This window comes from Streptomyces sp. NPDC006140, from assembly GCF_040628815.1.
GTDB lineage: Bacteria > Actinomycetota > Actinomycetes > Streptomycetales > Streptomycetaceae > Streptomyces.
Map to the genome: position 1 here is coordinate 214,750 of NZ_JBEXTS010000003.1, position 15,917 is coordinate 230,666.

Annotated in this window: 11 protein-coding genes and 1 tRNA gene; 5 read left to right on the forward strand and 7 right to left on the reverse strand. The window is 72.5% G+C overall.

What is annotated here, in order from left to right; translation table 11 throughout:
• Position 1: 1 nt before the first annotated feature.
• The gene (gene frc, locus ABZ386_RS10405) at positions 2 to 1,243 is read right to left on the reverse strand and encodes a formyl-CoA transferase (protein ID WP_351334182.1); all 1,242 of its coding nucleotides are present in this window, start codon (positions 1,241 to 1,243) and stop codon (positions 2 to 4) included.
• Positions 1,244 to 1,252: 9 nt separating this feature from the next.
• The gene (locus ABZ386_RS10410; protein WP_351334179.1) at positions 1,253 to 2,935 is read right to left on the reverse strand and encodes a thiamine pyrophosphate-binding protein; all 1,683 of its coding nucleotides are present in this window, start codon (positions 2,933 to 2,935) and stop codon (positions 1,253 to 1,255) included.
• A 142-nt stretch (positions 2,936 to 3,077) separates the two neighbouring features.
• Here ABZ386_RS10410 and sucC point away from each other — a divergent pair, with 142 nt between their 5' ends.
• Genes sucC through ABZ386_RS10425 form a run of 3 tightly spaced genes read left to right on the forward strand, consistent with a single transcriptional unit; the run spans position 3,078 to position 6,738 of the window.
• Positions 3,078 to 4,208 carry an ADP-forming succinate--CoA ligase subunit beta gene (gene sucC / locus ABZ386_RS10415; protein WP_358964552.1) on the forward strand — a complete coding sequence of 377 codons (1,131 nt, stop codon included), beginning with the start codon at positions 3,078 to 3,080 and terminating at the stop codon, positions 4,206 to 4,208.
• A gap of 14 nt (positions 4,209 to 4,222) precedes the next feature.
• On the forward strand, positions 4,223 to 5,140 hold the full coding sequence (gene sucD / locus ABZ386_RS10420) for a succinate--CoA ligase subunit alpha (RefSeq protein WP_356615791.1): 918 nt from the start codon (positions 4,223 to 4,225) through the stop codon (positions 5,138 to 5,140).
• A gap of 56 nt (positions 5,141 to 5,196) precedes the next feature.
• Positions 5,197 to 6,738 carry an aldehyde dehydrogenase family protein gene (locus ABZ386_RS10425; RefSeq protein WP_356615789.1) on the forward strand — a complete coding sequence of 514 codons (1,542 nt, stop codon included), beginning with the start codon at positions 5,197 to 5,199 and terminating at the stop codon, positions 6,736 to 6,738.
• Between the two features lie 69 nt (positions 6,739 to 6,807).
• Here ABZ386_RS10425 and ABZ386_RS10430 read toward each other — a convergent pair whose 3' ends face one another.
• On the reverse strand, positions 6,808 to 8,139 hold the full coding sequence (locus ABZ386_RS10430) for a DUF2254 domain-containing protein (RefSeq protein ID WP_358964554.1): 1,332 nt from the start codon (positions 8,137 to 8,139) through the stop codon (positions 6,808 to 6,810).
• Positions 8,140 to 8,281: 142 nt separating this feature from the next.
• On the opposite strand from ABZ386_RS10430, the gene ABZ386_RS10435 reads away from it, so the two are divergent.
• A tRNA-Leu gene (locus ABZ386_RS10435) sits at positions 8,282 to 8,369 on the forward strand.
• A gap of 86 nt (positions 8,370 to 8,455) precedes the next feature.
• Here ABZ386_RS10435 and ABZ386_RS10440 read toward each other — a convergent pair.
• The 3 genes from ABZ386_RS10440 to ABZ386_RS10450 all read right to left on the reverse strand — a co-directional run bounded on the left by ABZ386_RS10440 (position 8,456) and on the right by ABZ386_RS10450 (position 13,378).
• The gene (locus ABZ386_RS10440; RefSeq protein WP_351334239.1) at positions 8,456 to 9,652 is read right to left on the reverse strand and encodes an MFS transporter; all 1,197 of its coding nucleotides are present in this window, start codon (positions 9,650 to 9,652) and stop codon (positions 8,456 to 8,458) included.
• Positions 9,653 to 9,806: 154 nt separating this feature from the next.
• Positions 9,807 to 11,657, reverse strand: a complete 1,851-nt coding sequence (locus ABZ386_RS10445) for an ABC transporter ATP-binding protein (protein ID WP_358964555.1) — start codon at positions 11,655 to 11,657, stop codon at positions 9,807 to 9,809.
• Complete coding sequence (locus ABZ386_RS10450; RefSeq protein ID WP_358964557.1) at positions 11,654 to 13,378, reverse strand: ABC transporter ATP-binding protein; 1,725 nt, start codon at positions 13,376 to 13,378, stop codon at positions 11,654 to 11,656. The genes ABZ386_RS10445 and ABZ386_RS10450 overlap by 4 nt, the downstream gene beginning before the upstream one ends.
• 157 nt (positions 13,379 to 13,535) lie before the next feature.
• Between ABZ386_RS10450 and ABZ386_RS10455 the strand changes: the two genes are divergently transcribed.
• Positions 13,536 to 14,045, forward strand: coding sequence for a MarR family transcriptional regulator (locus tag ABZ386_RS10455; RefSeq protein ID WP_358964558.1), 510 nt, complete (start codon positions 13,536 to 13,538; stop codon positions 14,043 to 14,045).
• A 19-nt stretch (positions 14,046 to 14,064) separates the two neighbouring features.
• Here ABZ386_RS10455 and ABZ386_RS10460 read toward each other — a convergent pair whose 3' ends face one another.
• A complete protein-coding gene (locus ABZ386_RS10460; RefSeq protein WP_358964560.1) occupies positions 14,065 to 15,837 on the reverse strand; it encodes a helix-turn-helix domain-containing protein in 1,773 nt (590 codons plus the stop codon).
• Positions 15,838 to 15,917 lie beyond the last annotated feature (80 nt).

Below are 15,917 nucleotides of genomic sequence, written 5' to 3' on the forward strand. Positions count from 1 at the left end.
GTCAGATCACTCCGTTCGACTTGAGCAGGCGCACTTCCTCGTCGCCGAGGCCGAGTTCGCCGACGTAGACCTCTTCGTTGTGCTCGCCGAGCAGGGGTGAACTGGTCACCTCGACGGGGGAGTCGGACAGCTTGAGCGGGCTGCCGACGGTCACGAACTCGCCCCGCTCGGGGTGGGGCACGGTGACGACCATCTCGTTGGCGACCAGCGACCGGTCCTCGATGATCTCCTTGGTGGACAGGATCGGCCCGCACGGGATGTTGTGCGCGTTGAGCCGCTCCAGCACCTCCCACTTGGGCAGCGTCGAGGACCACTCCTCGATCAGCTGGAACATCTTGTTGAGCTTGGGCAGCCGGGCCTCGGGCGTCGCCCACTCGGGGTCGTCGGCCAGCTCGGGCCGGCCGATGAGCTCGCTGATCGGCCGCCAGCCGACGGGCTGCACGATGACGTACACGTAGTCGTTCGGGCCGCCCGGCGCGCACTTGACCGCCCAGCCGGGCTGGCCGCCGCCGGACGCGTTCCCGGACCTGGGAACCTCGTCGCCGAAGTCCTCGTTGGGATATTCAGCGAGCGGCCCGTGTGCCAGACGCTGCTGGTCCCGCAGCTTCACCCGGCACAGGTTCAGTACAGCGTGCTGCATGGCCACGTTGACCCGCTGCCCGCGACCGGTGCGCTCCCGTTGGTAGAGCGCGGCGAGGATGCCCGCCACGGCGTGCACACCCGTCCCCGAGTCCCCGATCTGGGCCCCCGTCGCCAGCGGCGGCCCGTCCTCGAAACCGGTGGTCGCCATCGACCCGCCCATGGCCTGCGCGACGACCTCGTACGCCTTGAAGTTGGTGTACGGACCCTCGCCGAACCCCTTGATGGAGGCATAGACGATACGCGGATTGATCTCCTGGATGCGGTCCCAGGTGAAGCCCATGCGGTCGACCGCGCCCGGCCCGAAGTTCTCGACCATGACGTCGGAGCGCCGGATCAGCTCGGTGAGGATCTCCTTGCCGCGCTCGGTCTTGGTGTTGAGGGTGATGCTCCGCTTGTTGCAGTTGAGCATCGTGAAGTAGAGGGAGTCGACGTCCGGCAGGTCACGCAGCTGCTTGCGCGTGATGTCGCCGGTCGGCGCCTCCAGCTTGACGACGTCCGCGCCGAGCCAGGCGAGCAGCTGGGTCGCGGAGGGCCCGGACTGGACATGGGTCATGTCCAGGACGCGGATGCCTTCGAGGGCCTTGGTGGAGGTAGCAGTCATCGGGGCACCTCACTTGTACATGGTCTGGTTCATGGTTCCGGGGGCGTACGCGTCGGGATCGACCCAGACGTTGATCAGCGACGGCTTGCCCGACTCGCGGGCGCGCCTCAGGGCCGGGCCGATGTCGGCGGGGTCGCGGACCTCCTCGCCGTAACCGCCGAGCATCTGGGCGAACTTGTCGTAGTGGACGTCGCCGAGGGTGTTGCCGATCCGTTCGCGGTCCTTGCCGTACTTGGCGGCCTGGCCGTAGCGGATCTGGTTCATGGAGGAGTTGTTGCCGACGATGCCGACGAAGGGGAGGTCGTAGCGGACGAGCGTCTCGAAGTCCCAGCCGGTCAGGGAGAACGCGCCGTCGCCGAAGAGCGCGACGACCTCCTTGTCGGGCCGCGCCTGCTTGGCCGCGAGCACGAAGGGGACACCGACGCCGAGCGTGCCGAGGGGCCCCGGGTCCATCCAGTGCCCGGGTGACTTGGGCTGCACGACCTGCCCGGAGAAGGTGACGATGTCGCCGCCGTCGCCGATGTAGATGGAGTCCTCGGTGAGGAAGTCGTTGATCTCGCTGACCAGGCGGTAGGGGTGGATCGGTGAGGCGTCCGACTTCAGGCTGGGCAGCCGCTTCTCCAGGGCGGTCTGCTCGGCCGCCCGCAGCTCGTCCAGCCACTCCTTGCGCTTCGACGCCCCGCCGTTGACGCGCCCGGAGGCCGCCTCGGTCACCGACTTCAGCACGAGTCCGGCGTCGCCGACGATGCCGAGGTCGATGTCGCGGTTCTTGCCGACCGTGCGGTAGTCGAGGTCGATCTGCACGACGGTCGCGTCCTGCGACAGCCGCTTGCCGTAGCCCATGCGGAAGTCGAAGGGCGTGCCGACGATGACGATGACGTCGGCGTTGGAGAAGGCGTACCGGCGCGAGAGCTGGAAGTGGTGCGGGTCGCCGGGCGGGAGGGTGCCGCGGCCGGCGCCGTTCATGTACGCCGGGATGTTCAGCGTGCGCACCAGCTCGATGGCCGATTCGGTGCCCCGGGTCGTCCAGACCTGGCTGCCGAGCAGGATGGCCGGTTTCTCGGCGTGCACCAGCAGGTCGGCGAGCTTCTCGATCGCTTCGGGATCGCCGGCCGAGCGGGTCGAGGCGCGGTAGGCACCGGCCTGCGGCACGCGCGCTTTCTCGGCCGGCACCTTGGCGTCGAGCACGTCGCGCGGGATCTCCAGGAAGGAGGGTCCGGGCGCGCCGTGGAAGCACTCGCGGAACGCCATGGACACCATGTCCGCCGCGCGCGCCGTGTCCGGCACGGTCGCCGCGAACTTGGTGATGGGGTTCATCATGTCCACGTGCGGCAGGTCCTGCAGGGACCCCATCTTGTGCTGGGTGAGGGCCCCCTGGCCGCCGATCAGCAGCATGGGGGACTCCGCGCGGAAGGCGTTGGCGACACCGGTGACGGCGTCGGTCGTCCCGGGGCCCGCGGTGACCACCGCGCAGCCGGGCTTGCCGGTGATGCGGGCGTAACCGTCCGCGGCGTGGGCGGCGACCTGCTCGTGGCGTACGTCGACGACCTCGATGCCCTCGTCGACGCAGCCGTCGTAGATGTCGATGATGTGGCCGCCGCACAGCGTGTAGATGCGCTCGACCCCCTCGGCCTTGAGCGCCTTGGCTACGAGATGACCACCGGAGATCACGTCCTGGGTGTCGTCGGGCATGGCGAAGTCCTGTCCCTTCGTAGGGGGTTGGAGCGGCTCGCAGTACATTGCATACAGTCGACGAATACTGTATGAAGCTTGTTATCCCGCATCCGGTGGGTGGTGTCCAGGGGGCGTGCGGCACTTTCAGACAGGAGCCGGAATGGACCTGTACGAACACCAGGCAAGGGAACTCTTCGAAGAGCACGGCATCTTGGTGCCGAGGGCCGAGGTCACCGACTCGCCCAAGGAGGCACGCGAGATCGCCCGCCGACTCGGTGGCCGAGTCGTGGTGAAAGCCCAGGTGAAGACCGGTGGCCGCGGCAAGGCGGGCGGGGTCAAAGTCGCCGCCGACCCCGCCGCCGCCGAGCTCACCACCCGTCAGATCCTCGGCATGGACATCAAGGGCCACACGGTCGGCACGGTGATGCTGGCCCAACCCGTGGACATCGACACCGAGTTCTACGTGTCCTATGTACTCGACCGCGCGGCCGGCCGCTTCCTCGCCATCGCGTCCGCGGAGGGCGGCATGGACATCGAGGAGGTCGCCGCCACCCGTCCCGAGGCCGTGGCCCGCATCCCCGTCGACCCCGCCGATGGCGTCACCTCCGCGAAGGCGGGTGAGATCGCCGAGGCCGCCGGAGTGCCGCCGCAGACCGTCGACGTCCTCGTGCGGCTCTGGGAGGTCCTGGTCCGCGAGGACGCCCTCCTCGTCGAGGTGAACCCGCTGGTGCGCACCCGGCAGGGGCGGATCGTCGCCCTCGACGGCAAGGTCACACTCGACGACAACGCCCGCTTCCGCCAGACACGGTGGGGTGCGGACGACGTGGAGCATGACGATTCGCTGGAGGCGGCGGCCGCCGCCAAGGGCCTCAACTACGTCAAGCTCGACGGCGAGGTCGGCATCATCGGCAACGGCGCGGGCCTGGTCATGTCGACCCTCGACGTGGTCGCGGGCTGCGGTGCGCGGCCCGCCAACTTCCTCGACATCGGCGGTGGGGCGAGCGCCCAGATCATGGCGGACGGACTGTCGGTCATCCTCTCCGACACGGACGTGAAGTCCGTCTTCGTCAACGTCTTCGGCGGCATCACCGCCTGCGACGCGGTCGCCGACGGCATCGTCCGGGCCCTGGACAGCGTCCGCCTGACCAAGCCGCTCGTCGTGCGCCTCGACGGCAACAACGCGGCCCGCGGCCGGGCCGTCCTCGACGAGCACGCGCATCCGCTCGTCGAGCAGGCCACCACCATGGACGGCGCCGCCGCCCGTGCCGCCGAACTCGCCACCAAGGCCTGAGGAGAGGGAACGCCATGGCCATCTACCTCACCAAGGAGAGCAAGGTCCTCGTCCAGGGCATGACCGGCGGCGAGGGCATGAAGCACACCCGGCGGATGCTCGCGGCCGGCACGAACGTCGTCGGCGGCGTCAACCCGCGCAAGGCCGGCCGCACCGTCGACTTCGACGTCTCCCAGTGCCTTGAGGGCCTGGGAGGTGCCCCCAGTGCCGTGCCCGTCTTCGGCTCGGTCGCCGACGGCATGCGCGCGACCGGGGCGGACGTCACCGTCGTCTTCGTGCCGCCCGCCTTCGCCAAGGCGGCCGTCGTGGAAGCCGCCGACGCCGGCATCGGGCTCGCCGTCGTCATCACCGAGGGCATCCCCGTCCACGACTCCGTCGCCTTCACCGCGTACGCCCGGCAGAAGGGCACCCGCATCGTCGGCCCCAACTGCCCGGGCCTCATCACCCCGGGCCAGTCCAACGCGGGCATCATCCCGGCCGACATCACCAAGCCCGGCCGCATCGGGCTGGTCTCCAAGTCGGGCACGCTGACGTACCAGCTCATGTACGAGCTGCGCGACATCGGCTTCTCGACCTGCGTCGGCATCGGCGGCGACCCCGTCGTCGGCACCACGCACATCGACTGCCTCGCCGCCTTCCAGGACGACCCCGACACCGAACTGATCGTCCTCATCGGGGAGATCGGCGGCGACGCCGAGGAACGGGCGGCGGCCTACATCCGCGAGCACGTCACCAAGCCCGTCGTCGGCTACATCGCCGGGTTCACCGCGCCCGAGGGCAGGACCATGGGGCACGCGGGCGCGATCGTGTCCGGCTCCTCCGGTACGGCGCAGGCGAAGAAGGAGGCCCTGGAGGCGGTCGGGGTGAGCGTGGGCAGCACACCGACCGAGACCGCGAAACTCGTGCTGGCGCGTCTCGAAGAGCAGCGGTAGCGAGCCAGGACCTCCCGCCCCCGCCCCCGACCGTGCACCGAGAGCGGAGCAACCCCATGGCACCCACCCTCACCCTCAAATCCGGCACGTCCTGGCCCGAGGCGTGGCAGCGCTGCCTCGCCGTCGCCCCGGAGGCCTTCCGGGACGACCGGGTCCTCAACCTCTGGAACGCCGACTGGCAGGAGGACGGCCGGGTCCTGCCCGCCGTCAGCCCGGTCGACGGCAGTCCCGTCGCCGGCCCGCCGCGCCTGGACGGGACGACCGCGCGCCAGGCAGTGCGCGCCGCCCTCGACCAGCACCGGGCCTGGCGGCACGTCCCGCTGGAGGAGCGCCGGGCCCGCGTCGCGGCCGCCCTCGACGCCCTCGTCGAACACCGGCGACTGCTCGCGCTGCTGCTCGTCTGGGAGATCGGCAAGCCCTGGCGGCTCGCCCAGGCGGACGTCGACCGGGCCATCGACGGGGTCCGCTGGTACGTCGACGGCATCGAGCCGATGCTCGCCGAACGGGCCCCGCTGGACGGCCCGGTGTCCAACATCGCCAGTTGGAACTACCCGATGAGCGTGCTCGTTCACGCAATGCTGGTGCAGGCACTGGCGGGCAACGCGGTCATCGCCAAGACCCCGACCGACGGCGGTGTCGCCTGTCTCACCCTGGCCTGCGCGCTCGCCGCCCGCGAGGGGATCCCCGCGACCCTCGTCAGCGGCAGCGGAGGCGAGCTGTCCCAGGCGCTGGTGCGGGCGCCCGAGATCGGCTGCGTCTCGTTCGTCGGCGGCCGCGACACCGGCGCCGCGGTGGCCACGGCCGTAGCCGACCTCGGCAAACGACACGTACTCGAACAGGAAGGACTCAACACCTGGGGCATCTGGAACTACTCGGACTGGGACACGCTGACCGCGGTGATCCCGAAGCTCTTCGACTACGGCAAGCAGCGCTGCACGGCCTACCCGCGCTTCGTCGTCCAGCGGAAGCTGTTCGACGCGTTCCTGACGGCGTACCTCCCGGCGGTCCGCACGCTCAGGGTCGGCCACCCGCTCGCCGTCGAGAAGCGGGACGACCCGTACCCGGAGCTGGACTTCGGGCCGGTGATCAACGCGGCCAAGGCGAAGGAACTGCAGGACCAGGTCGCCGAGGCGCTCGAGCGCGGCGCCGTGCCCCTGCACCGCGGCAGTCCGGCCGACGCCCGTTTCCTGCCCGGCCAGGACACCTCGGCCTACGTCCAGCCGGTCACGCTCCTCAACCCGCCCTCGTCCTCTCCGCTGCACCACGCGGAGCCGTTCGGCCCGGTCGACACGATCGTCCTGGTCGACACGGAAGCGGAACTGCTGGCCGCGATGAACGCCTCGAACGGCGCGCTGGTGGCCACGCTGTCCACGGACGACCGGGCCACCTACGAGCGACTCGCCCCGCACATCCGTGCGTTCAAGGTCGGCCACGGCCGGCCCCGCTCCCGCGGCGACCGCGACGAGCTGTTCGGCGGGCTGGGCGCGTCCTGGCGCGGCGCGTTCGTCGGCGGCGAACTGCTGGTGCGCGCGGTGACACGGGGCCCGGCGGGGGAGCGGCTCCCGGGGAACTTCCCGGAGTACCAGCTCGTGCCGTAACCAAGGGCGGTGCGTCCGGCGCGGGCCCGCCCCGCGGGTTCCCGGCGCCGGACGGCACCGGGGCGGCGCTCAGCCGATGCCCTGTCGGTCCGGGCGCAGGGCGAACGCTCGGTCCGCCGCGGTCGGTGCGGTTCGGGCGACCGCCTGGCGGAGCAGTTCGCGGTGGCGCAGCAGCGGCTCCCGCCGTTCCGGCGGCGCGAGCAGGAGCAGGTCGTCGAGTCCGGCCAGCATGCGCCGTGAGACCTGCGGGCTCCCGGCGGCGCACCCCCGGACCTCGGCGAACCCGAGATCCACCAGCTCCGTCCACCCCGGCACGGGCTGCACCAGCCGCACCGTCCCACCGCGGTCCCGGTGCGGCACCGCCGCCAGCGGATGCCGGCTCAGCGCGGCCAGGAACTGCACGACACGGTCCAGGGCCTGGACGGCCGTCGTCGGATCGTTGATCGCGGGCGACAGGGCACGCAGCGCGATGTCGGACAACTGCCGCAGTCCGAAGCCGAGATCCTGGTGGTAGGTCCGCTCCACTCCCACCGCGATCGTGTAGCGCAGCGCCCTGCGCGGCGGGGCGGGCCCACCGTGCACCGCCAGCACGGGCGTACCGGGCACCACGAAGTCCCCGATCCGCGGAATCAGCCGCAGCACCACCCCGTGCGTGCGCGCCACCCGCACCAGCCGCGCGATGTGCACGTCCCGCAGCACCCCCGCCCGGCCCTCGTGCGCCACCCACGCGGTCGCCGAACCGAGCGGGGCGGCGTCCCGCCCGCCCTCCGGCACGGGCATCGAGGCGGCCACCCGGAAGGACTCCGCGGCGATCCGCGCGATCACATGGCTGATCCGCATCAGCCGCAGGGTGGTGTTCACATACAGCACGAACAGCAACAGGCTCAGCCCGACCATGCAGAGCGTGAGGACGGACTGCACCAGCGGCACAGACGTGACGGCACCGGGATCGTCGGCCGTCTCGAAGGAGGTCAGGACCAGCAGGGTCAGCACGAAGGTCGCCAGGAAGACCGCGAAGGTCGCCTTGGTGATCCGGCTCCGCACGAAGAGGCGCACCACGCGCGGCGTGAACTGCCCGCTCGCCATCTGCACCGCCACCAGCGAGATGCTGAACACCACCCCGATGAAGGTCATCATCGCCGAGCCGACCGCGCTCACCACGGCCTTCGCGTCCTCCGAGAACCGCAGCAGCTCGTCGAGCGTCTCGCGGTCGCCCTCCTCCTTGAGCGCGTCGACGACGGCCGTGTCGAGCGCCTGCGCAGCCACCCAGACCACGAAGACGCTCACCATCGCCGCGGTGGGGGCGAACCAGAACGTGTCCCGCAGATGCTCCCTCAGCGGCGACAGCGCACGCGGACGGCGGCCCGCGGGAGGGCTCTGGGTAACCATTCCGTCACTCATGGTGCGACCCTAGGCGCATCGTGCCCCGAGGTCCCGGACCCCCGCCCGGCGGACGGAAACGCAGGTGAAAGGCACTCCGAAACCTTGGTATTGTTGTCCCTGTCGCCGCGGGGAACACCCCTGGCAAGGCGGCAGACACCTGGTCCGGGTGGCGGAATGGCAGACGCGCTAGCTTGAGGTGCTAGTGCCCTTTATCGGGCGTGGGGGTTCAAGTCCCCCCTCGGACACCAGCGACACAAAAGGTGCCGACCAGATCATGGTCGGCACCTTTTCCGTGCCGTCGGCTTCTCGAGGCTTCTCGTGCGGTCGCCGCGCCCTACGTACCCGACCCGTCCCGCCCGGCGACCCGGCGCGCGGCGATCACCATGACGACGGTGGCCACCAGGGCGATGCCGGCGCCCACGTACAGCGGTGCGGTGTAGCCGAGGCCCGCGCTGATGGCCAGGCCCCCGAGCCAGGCCCCCAGCGCGTTGCCGACGTTGGACGCCGACACGTTGGCGCTGGCGGCCAGCGCCGCCCCGTGGGCGTAGTCGGTGACGCGAGTGATCATCCCCGGCACACTGGCGAACCCCGTCACCCCCAGCACGAACACCAGGACCACCGAGGCGACCGCGCTCTCGGCCAGCAGGCCGAACAGGACCAGCGTGAGGGTGAGCGCCAGCAGGGCGAGGACCAGGGCCCGGTCGCGATCGCGGTCCGCCGCGCGCCCCCCGACCAGGTTCCCGACGACCAGACCGACGCCGTACACCATCAGCAGCCAGGCGACATCGGCCGGTGCGAAGCCGCTGACCTCGGTGAACGTGTAGGCGATGTAGCTGAACGCGCCGAACATCCCGCCGTAACCGAGCGCCGTGGCGATGAGGGTCAGCCAGACCTGCCAGGACCGGAACGCCCGCAACTGAGCCGCCAGGCCGAGGGGTGGTACCGGAGCGGCACCGTCCTGGGGCTTCCCCGGCGGCGCCTGGCCCGCCCAGGCGGGGACCAGGGCGGCGATACCGGCCAGCGCGAGCACGCCGATCGCGGTCACCGCCCAGAACGCCGCCCGCCAGCCCCACCGCTCACCGACCAGCGCGCCGAACGGCACGCCCAGCACGTTGGCGAGGGTCAGTCCGGCGAACATGATCGCCACGGCCTGGGACTTCTTCTCCGGCGCGACCAGAGAGCGCGCGACCAGCGAGCCGATCCCGAAGAACGAACCGTGGCACAGCGCCGCGACGATCCGCCCGAGCAGCATCACCGGGTAGTTCGGCGCGATCGCGGACAGCAGGTTGCCGAGGACGAACAGCGCCACCAGGCCGATCAGGACCTGCTTGCGGGGCAGGCGTGCGGTCGCCGCGGTCAGCGCGATGGCCCCGACCGCGACACTCAGCGCGTACCCGGAGATCAGCCAGCCCGCAGCCGCCTCGGACACGGCGAAACTCGACGCCACCTGGGGCAGCAGCCCGGCGATCAGAAACTCGGTCAGGCCGATGCCGAACCCGCCGAGCGCCAGCGCGACAAGCCCGCTCGGCATCCGCCGCCGCTCGGAGCCGGGCTCCCGTAACGCGAGTATGGAAGGGTCGTCGCTCATGGGCGCGGGGTGGCCTTTCGGGAGGGGGCGGGTGGGTTGCGGGCGCGGTCGGCTCCGGTCTGCCGGGCGCGCGGCCCGAGTTCGCTCATGGTGCCACTCACACCTCAGGCGGTGGAGTCCGTGGAAGTCCGGGCGGCCCGGCGCCGATGCCGTCGTCGGCGCCGTCGAGCCGGGCGTGCAGCGCGGCGTACCGGCCGCCGCGCGCCGTCAGTTCGTCGTGCCCGCCCCGCTCGACGACGCGGCCCTCCTCCATGACCAGAAGGGTGTCCGCGTCCCTGACCGTGGACAGCCGGTGGGCGATCACGATGCTGGTCCGTCCGCGGCGCAGGCGCGCGGAGGCCTCGCGGATCAGTACCTCGGTACGGGCGTCCACCGCACTCGTCGCCTCGTCCAGCACCAGCACCTCGGGGTCGGCGAGGAAGGCCCTGGCCAGGACGACGAGTTGCAGCTGCCCGGTACTGAGTCCGCCGCCGTCCTCGCCCACCACCGTCGCGTAGCCGTGGGGCAGGGCCTGGATGAAGTGGTCGGCGCAGGCCGCCCGCGCCGCCCGCCGGATGTCGTTCTCGCTCGCCTCGCCGACCCCGTAGGCGATGTTCTCGGCGACGGTTCCGGTGAACAGCCACGGGTCCTGGAGCACGGCCCCGACCCGCCGGCGCAGGACGTCGCGGGGCAGCGCCGCGATGTCCGTGCCGCCGAGCAGGACGCGTCCGGACCAGGGCGCGTAGAACCCCAGGAGCAGATTCACCACCGTGCTCTTGCCGGCGCCGGTGGGGCCGACGATCGCCACCGTCTCCCCGGGCCGCGCGGTGAACGACAGGTCCTCGAAGAGCACGCGGTCGGGCGTGTAGCCGAAGGTGACGCCGTCGAACCGCACTTGCCCCAAGGCCGTGACGCACTTGGGTGAGGGCGCCGGGAGCAGCGGGAGTGTCTCCGGCGCGTCCAGGAGCGCCAGGACGCGCCGGGCCGAGCTCAGGCCCGACTGCAGCACGCCGACGGCGGAGGCGACGGCCGACGCCGGCCCGCCGAGCTGGAGCGTGTAGGTGACGAACGCCTGGACGTCACCGACGGACAGGTCGCCGCTCGCCGCCCGCAGGCCGCCCAGGACCGCGACGAGCACATAGCCGAGAGAGCCGGCGAACGTCGTCGCGGGACCCATGACACCGGCGAGGAACTGGGCCCGCAGTCCGGCGCGGTACAGCCGGCGGTTCCGCTCGCCGAACGCCTCCTCGGCCCGGTCCGTCCGCCCCCCGGCCACCAGTTCGGTGTGCCCCGTGACGGCCTCCTCCACGAAGGCGTTCACCTCGCCGACGGCGTCCCACTGCTGCGCGTACCGCGGACGTGAGCGCCGTGCGAGGGCCCGCGTGACGAGCGCGGACACCAGCAGCATGCCCAGCGCCACCAGCGTGAGAGCCGGGGACAGCCACAGCATGGCGGCGAGCAGTCCCACGAGGGTGAGCAGGGCGGCGGTGATCTGCGTGAGGGCCTGCTGGAGGGTCGTCGACGTGTTCTCGGTGTCGTTCGTCAGCCTCGACAGGATGTCACCGCGCGGCCGGGCGTCGAGGTACGCCATCGGCAGCCGGGACAGCTTGGCCGAGACCGCCTCCCGCAGCCGGTAGGCCGTGCCCTGGGCCACGGACTGCGCCAGCCGCCCACGCCCCCAGGCGGCGGCCGCCGAACCGAGGACGAGCACCGCGGCCAGTAGCAGGAGCCTGCCGGCCGCCGCGAGGTCGACGCCCGCGGCCCCGCGCACACCGGCCACGACGAGATCGGTGACCGCCCCCAGCAGCAGGGGAACGACCAGGGACAGGGCCACGCTGAGGGCGCTCAGCAGGAGGCAGGCGACCAGCCGGGCGCGCGCACCGGGCGTGGCGGCCACCAGTCGCAGCCCGGGCCGGACGGACGGCGTCTTCCTCCCCGGCCCGTCGGCACGGTCCTCCCCGCGCGTCACGACGCCTCCGTACGGCCGCCGGGAGCGAGCACGAGCTGCCGGTAGGCGGTGTTGGCCGCCAGGAGATCGGCGTGCGGGCCCTGCCCGACCACCCGGCCCCGGTCCAGCACGACCACGCGGTCCGCCGCGCGCAGCGTCGCCAGGTGCTGGGAGACGACGAGCCGCGCGGCCCCGCGTGTCCCGGCGTCCAGGGCGGCGCGCAGCCGTGCCGTGGTGCCGGCGTCCAGGGCGGAGAAGGGCTCGTCGAGCAGGCACACCGGCGGTCGTTTGAGGAGCAGTTGGGCGATGGCCAGCCGCTGGCGCTGGCCGCCGGACAGGTTGGCGCCGCCCGCGCTCACCGGGGCGTCCAGCCCGTGCCCGGTGGCCTCGACGAAGTCACGGGCCTGCGCCAGCTCCAGGGCCCGCCACAGCGCGCGGTCGTCGGCGTCGGGCGCTCCTCGCCGCAGGTGGTCGGCGACGGTGCCCGAGAACAGGTACGGCCGCTGCGTGACGAGGCCGACGGCCGCGGCGAGCGTGTCGCGGTCCAGTTCGCGCACGTCCCGCCCGCCCACGGTGACCCTGCCGCCGCCGGGATCGCCGAGCCGGGCCACCAGGTGCAGCAGGGTCGTCTTGCCGCTGCCGACCGGCCCGGTCAGCACGACCGTCTCGCCGGGAGCCACGGTCAGCGAGACCGCGTGCAGCGCGGCCGACCGGGCGCCCGGGTGGCGGAAGTCCACGGAATGGAGCGCCACTCCCGCCCGGCGGAGCGGCCGGACCTCGCTCTGCCGCGTCAGGTCGAGGGTGGACCGGGTCCGCAGCACCTCCCGCACCCGCCCGACACTCGCCCCGGCGCGCGAGGCCTGGAGGAACACGCCCATGGCCATCATGACCGCCTGGAGCATCAGGGACAGGTAGTGCAGGAAGGCGACGACGGTGCCCATCCGCACCTCGCCCGCGGCCACGCGCACACCGCCGAACCACAGCACCGCGACCGAGGACAGTTCGATGACGACGGTGAACGCCGGCATGACCAGGGCCTGGGCCCGGCCGAGTGCCAGACCGGTGCGCAGCATGGCCTGGTCGGCGGTCCGGAAACGGGCCTCCTCATGGCTGTCGCGGTCGAAGGACCGGATGGTGCGCAGGCCCGCGAGGCGTTCCCGCATGACCTGGTTGACGCGGTCCAGGCGCCGCTGCACGGCGGCGGACAGCGGCAGCGTCCGGCGCAGGACCAGCCACAGCGCCACGGTGAGCGTCGGCAGGACCACCGACAGCACGAGGCCCAGCGGGGCGTCCTGGCGCAGGGCCATGACGATGCCGCCGACGGCGGTGAGCGGGGCGACCACGATCACCGTCAGGGCGTTGAGGGCGAGTTGCTGGAGCTGCTGCACGTCCTGGGTGGCGCGGGTGACGAGACCGGCCCGGCCGATACGGCTCACCTCGTGGGCCGGGAGGGCCAGGATCCGGGAGAAGACGGCCTGGCGCAGCTCCCGCCCCCAGGCCAGCGCCACCGAGGCGCTCAGACAGGCCGCGCAGCCCGCGCAGAGGACCTGGACGCACGTCACCGCCAGCATCACGAGGCCGAGTTCGGCGATCCGGTGACCGTCGCCCGCGAGCACGCCGTCGTCGATGACGTCCGCGTTCAGTGCGGGGAGCCGGAGCGTCGCCAGCACCTGCCCGGTCTGCAGCAGCGCCACCAGACCGAGGCGGAACCGCAGGGGACGGCTGACGGCGTGCAAGAGCAAGAGGTCCTCCCGAGAACGGCGACCACGCTGGGCGGAGCCGGTGGCCCCACCCTGGCTCTCCCGTTCCTGAATGACAAGTGAATGCTTCCTAAATGCGCACCGTGGCCCATCAAATCAAGCCACTTCGCGAGAGAATGAGAAGTGTTAACTTGTTAGTGTGGAAGCTGATGACGACCTGCGTACGGCCGAGACGCTGCGGCTCGGCGTGTCGCGTCTGGCCTCGCGCCTGCGCGCGCAACACCCGGGCCGCGGCCAGGCGCTCACCCGCATGTCCGCCTCGGTGCTGGCCAACCTGCGCCATGACGGGCCGCTGACCCCCACGGCCCTCGCCGCGATCGAAGGGCTCCAGCCGCAGTCCCTGACCCGCGTCCTGAACGAACTGGAGGAACGCGGCCGCATCGTCCGGTCCACCAACCGCAACGACCGCCGGAGCCAGGACATCGCCATCACGGACCTCGGCATCCAGGCGCTCGACGGACACGTGCAGGAGGGGAACCGCTGGCTCGCGTCGGCCCTGACGACCCTGACCCCGACGGAGCGCGGCGTACTCGAACTCGCCGCCGGCCTGATGGTGCGACTGGCCGAGACCGCGCCCGGAACCAGCGGTCGGCACGGGGGCTCCGAGGCGGACCGAGGTACCAGGAGGCAGGAGCGGGGCGGCTCGTGACGGGGCGCCGGCGGGCCCCTCAGCTCCGGTATCCCCGCAGCTTGCGGTACAGCGTCGCCCGGCCGATGCCCAGCGCCGCCGCCGTGCGGGCCTTGTTGCCGCCGTGGCGGCGCAGTGCCTCCAGGATCGCGGCGCGCTCGGCGTGCTCCATCGGGCTGAGGGGCCGCGCGGCCGGTCCGTCCCGTACGGGATCCGGCAGTTCCGCGCGGCGTACCGGACCGGACGCGCGCCGGTGCTCCGCCAGGGCCCGGACGACGTGGGCCAGCTCGGTGACGTTCCCGGGCCACGGGTAGCGCTCCAACGCGCGCAGGGCGTCCAGGGTCCAGGTCAGCGGCGGCTGCCCGGGCGCCGGGCGGGGCGCCAGGGCCGACAGCAACTCCCTTATGTCCTCGACGCGTTCCCGCAGCGGGGGCAGGGGCACCGAGCGGGCGGACAACTTGTCCAGCAGGCGCTGGAGGCAGGGGCCGGCCGGTGCGCCGGGCGTGTAGGTGACCAGCAGCGGGGCGTCCGGGTGCGTGTCGAGCAGGGAGTTGAGCGCCGCCACGCCGGGCTGCGCGAGGCGCTCGGCGTGCCGGAGCAGGAGCGGCCGGTCGGCCCGCCACGCGGGCAGGACCCGGTCGAGCCCGGCGTCCTGCGCGGCATCGACGACCTGGACGTCGCCCGGCCCGAGCAACTCCCGTGCCAGCGCGGACTTGCCCGTCCCGCGCTCACCGGTCAGCAGCAGCGGCTCCCGTGAACGCGCCAGCTCGACCGCCCGCCCGACGGCGTGCCGCCACGGCACCGAGGAACCGGCCAGGGCGACCGGCGGGGACGACGAGCCCGACGTCGAGGGCTCCGGGTCGTCGAACGGTTCCAGGACGGCCACGACCCCGATGACGCTGCCGTCCAGACGCACCGGGGTGATCCGCGCGGTGCATCCGGCGCTGTCGGGCAACTCCGCGAAGCCGCCGGACGGCACGGTCTCGTCCGCCTCCATCCGGACCGGGACCTCCGCATGACGCGCCCCGACCGCCGCCCGCTCCAGCGCTCCGAGCACCTCGGGCGTCAGCAGCCCCTGCGCCGCGTCGCTGATCAGCCGGTTGCGGCCGTCGAGGGCGGCCACGGCGCGGTCCCTGCCCCGCACCGCCCGCAGATACGCGTCCAGCAGCACCCGCTCGGCCCGCCCCGCCCGCGCCCGCAGTTCCGTCTCGACCGCCGCGGCGGCGGCCTCGGCGAGTGCCGCCTGCGGGTGCGGCGGACGCGCGGTGCACGGCCGCGACGCGACGGTCAGCGTGCCGAGCACCTGGCCGTTCTCCGGGGCGAGCACCGGGACGCTCACGGCGGACACGTCCTGCCAGCGGTCGAGGAAGTGCTCGGGCCCGTGCACCTCGGCCCGCCGCCGGGTGCGCAGGGCGAGCGCCGCGCTGTTGTTGCCGACCGCCTGCTCCGCCAGTACGGGGCACGGACCGAGCCCGGGCATGCTCCCCGCCGTCCACAGCACGCGCAGCCGCTCGTCGGTGAGAACGAGCAGTGAGCGGCCCGCACCCAGGGCGGGGACGATCCGGTCCAGCACCGGCCGGGCGGCGACGAGCAACGCGGACTCCTCCGGCCGTCCGGGGCCCCCGGCCGGCTCCTCCAAGTCGTGCGGCACGCCGAAGAACCGGGCCCGTCGCCACGCCGCGACGACCTCCTCGGGCACACCCCCCGGCAGTTGATCCCCCGCCAGGAACCGTTCGCGGGCGAGACGCAGCGAGGGTCGGGCTGCGGCTGCGGCTGCGGAGGCGGCTGGGGCGGAGGGCTCTGTCGTGGTCACGGCATACACACCGTAGCCGGTTCGGTTGAACGGACAACAACCCCGGTCGGTCGCTCCGAGGTGTCTCGTAATGAGACACC

What these genes read in the sequence shown, in the direction of transcription:
- ABZ386_RS10410 (WP_351334179.1), bottom strand. Translation starts at nt 2,935, where the DNA reads ATGCCCGACGACACCCAGGACGTGATCTCCGGTGGTCATCTCGTAGCC.
- frc (WP_351334182.1), bottom strand. Translation starts at nt 1,243, where the DNA reads ATGACTGCTACCTCCACCAAGGCCCTCGAAGGCATCCGCGTCCTGGAC.
- ABZ386_RS10425 (WP_356615789.1), top strand. Translation starts at nt 5,197, where the DNA reads ATGGCACCCACCCTCACCCTCAAATCCGGCACGTCCTGGCCCGAGGCG.
- sucC (WP_358964552.1), top strand. Translation starts at nt 3,078, where the DNA reads ATGGACCTGTACGAACACCAGGCAAGGGAACTCTTCGAAGAGCACGGC.
- ABZ386_RS10430 (WP_358964554.1), bottom strand. Translation starts at nt 8,139, where the DNA reads ATGAGTGACGGAATGGTTACCCAGAGCCCTCCCGCGGGCCGCCGTCCG.
- sucD (WP_356615791.1), top strand. Translation starts at nt 4,223, where the DNA reads ATGGCCATCTACCTCACCAAGGAGAGCAAGGTCCTCGTCCAGGGCATG.
- ABZ386_RS10440 (WP_351334239.1), bottom strand. Translation starts at nt 9,652, where the DNA reads ATGCCGAGCGGGCTTGTCGCGCTGGCGCTCGGCGGGTTCGGCATCGGC.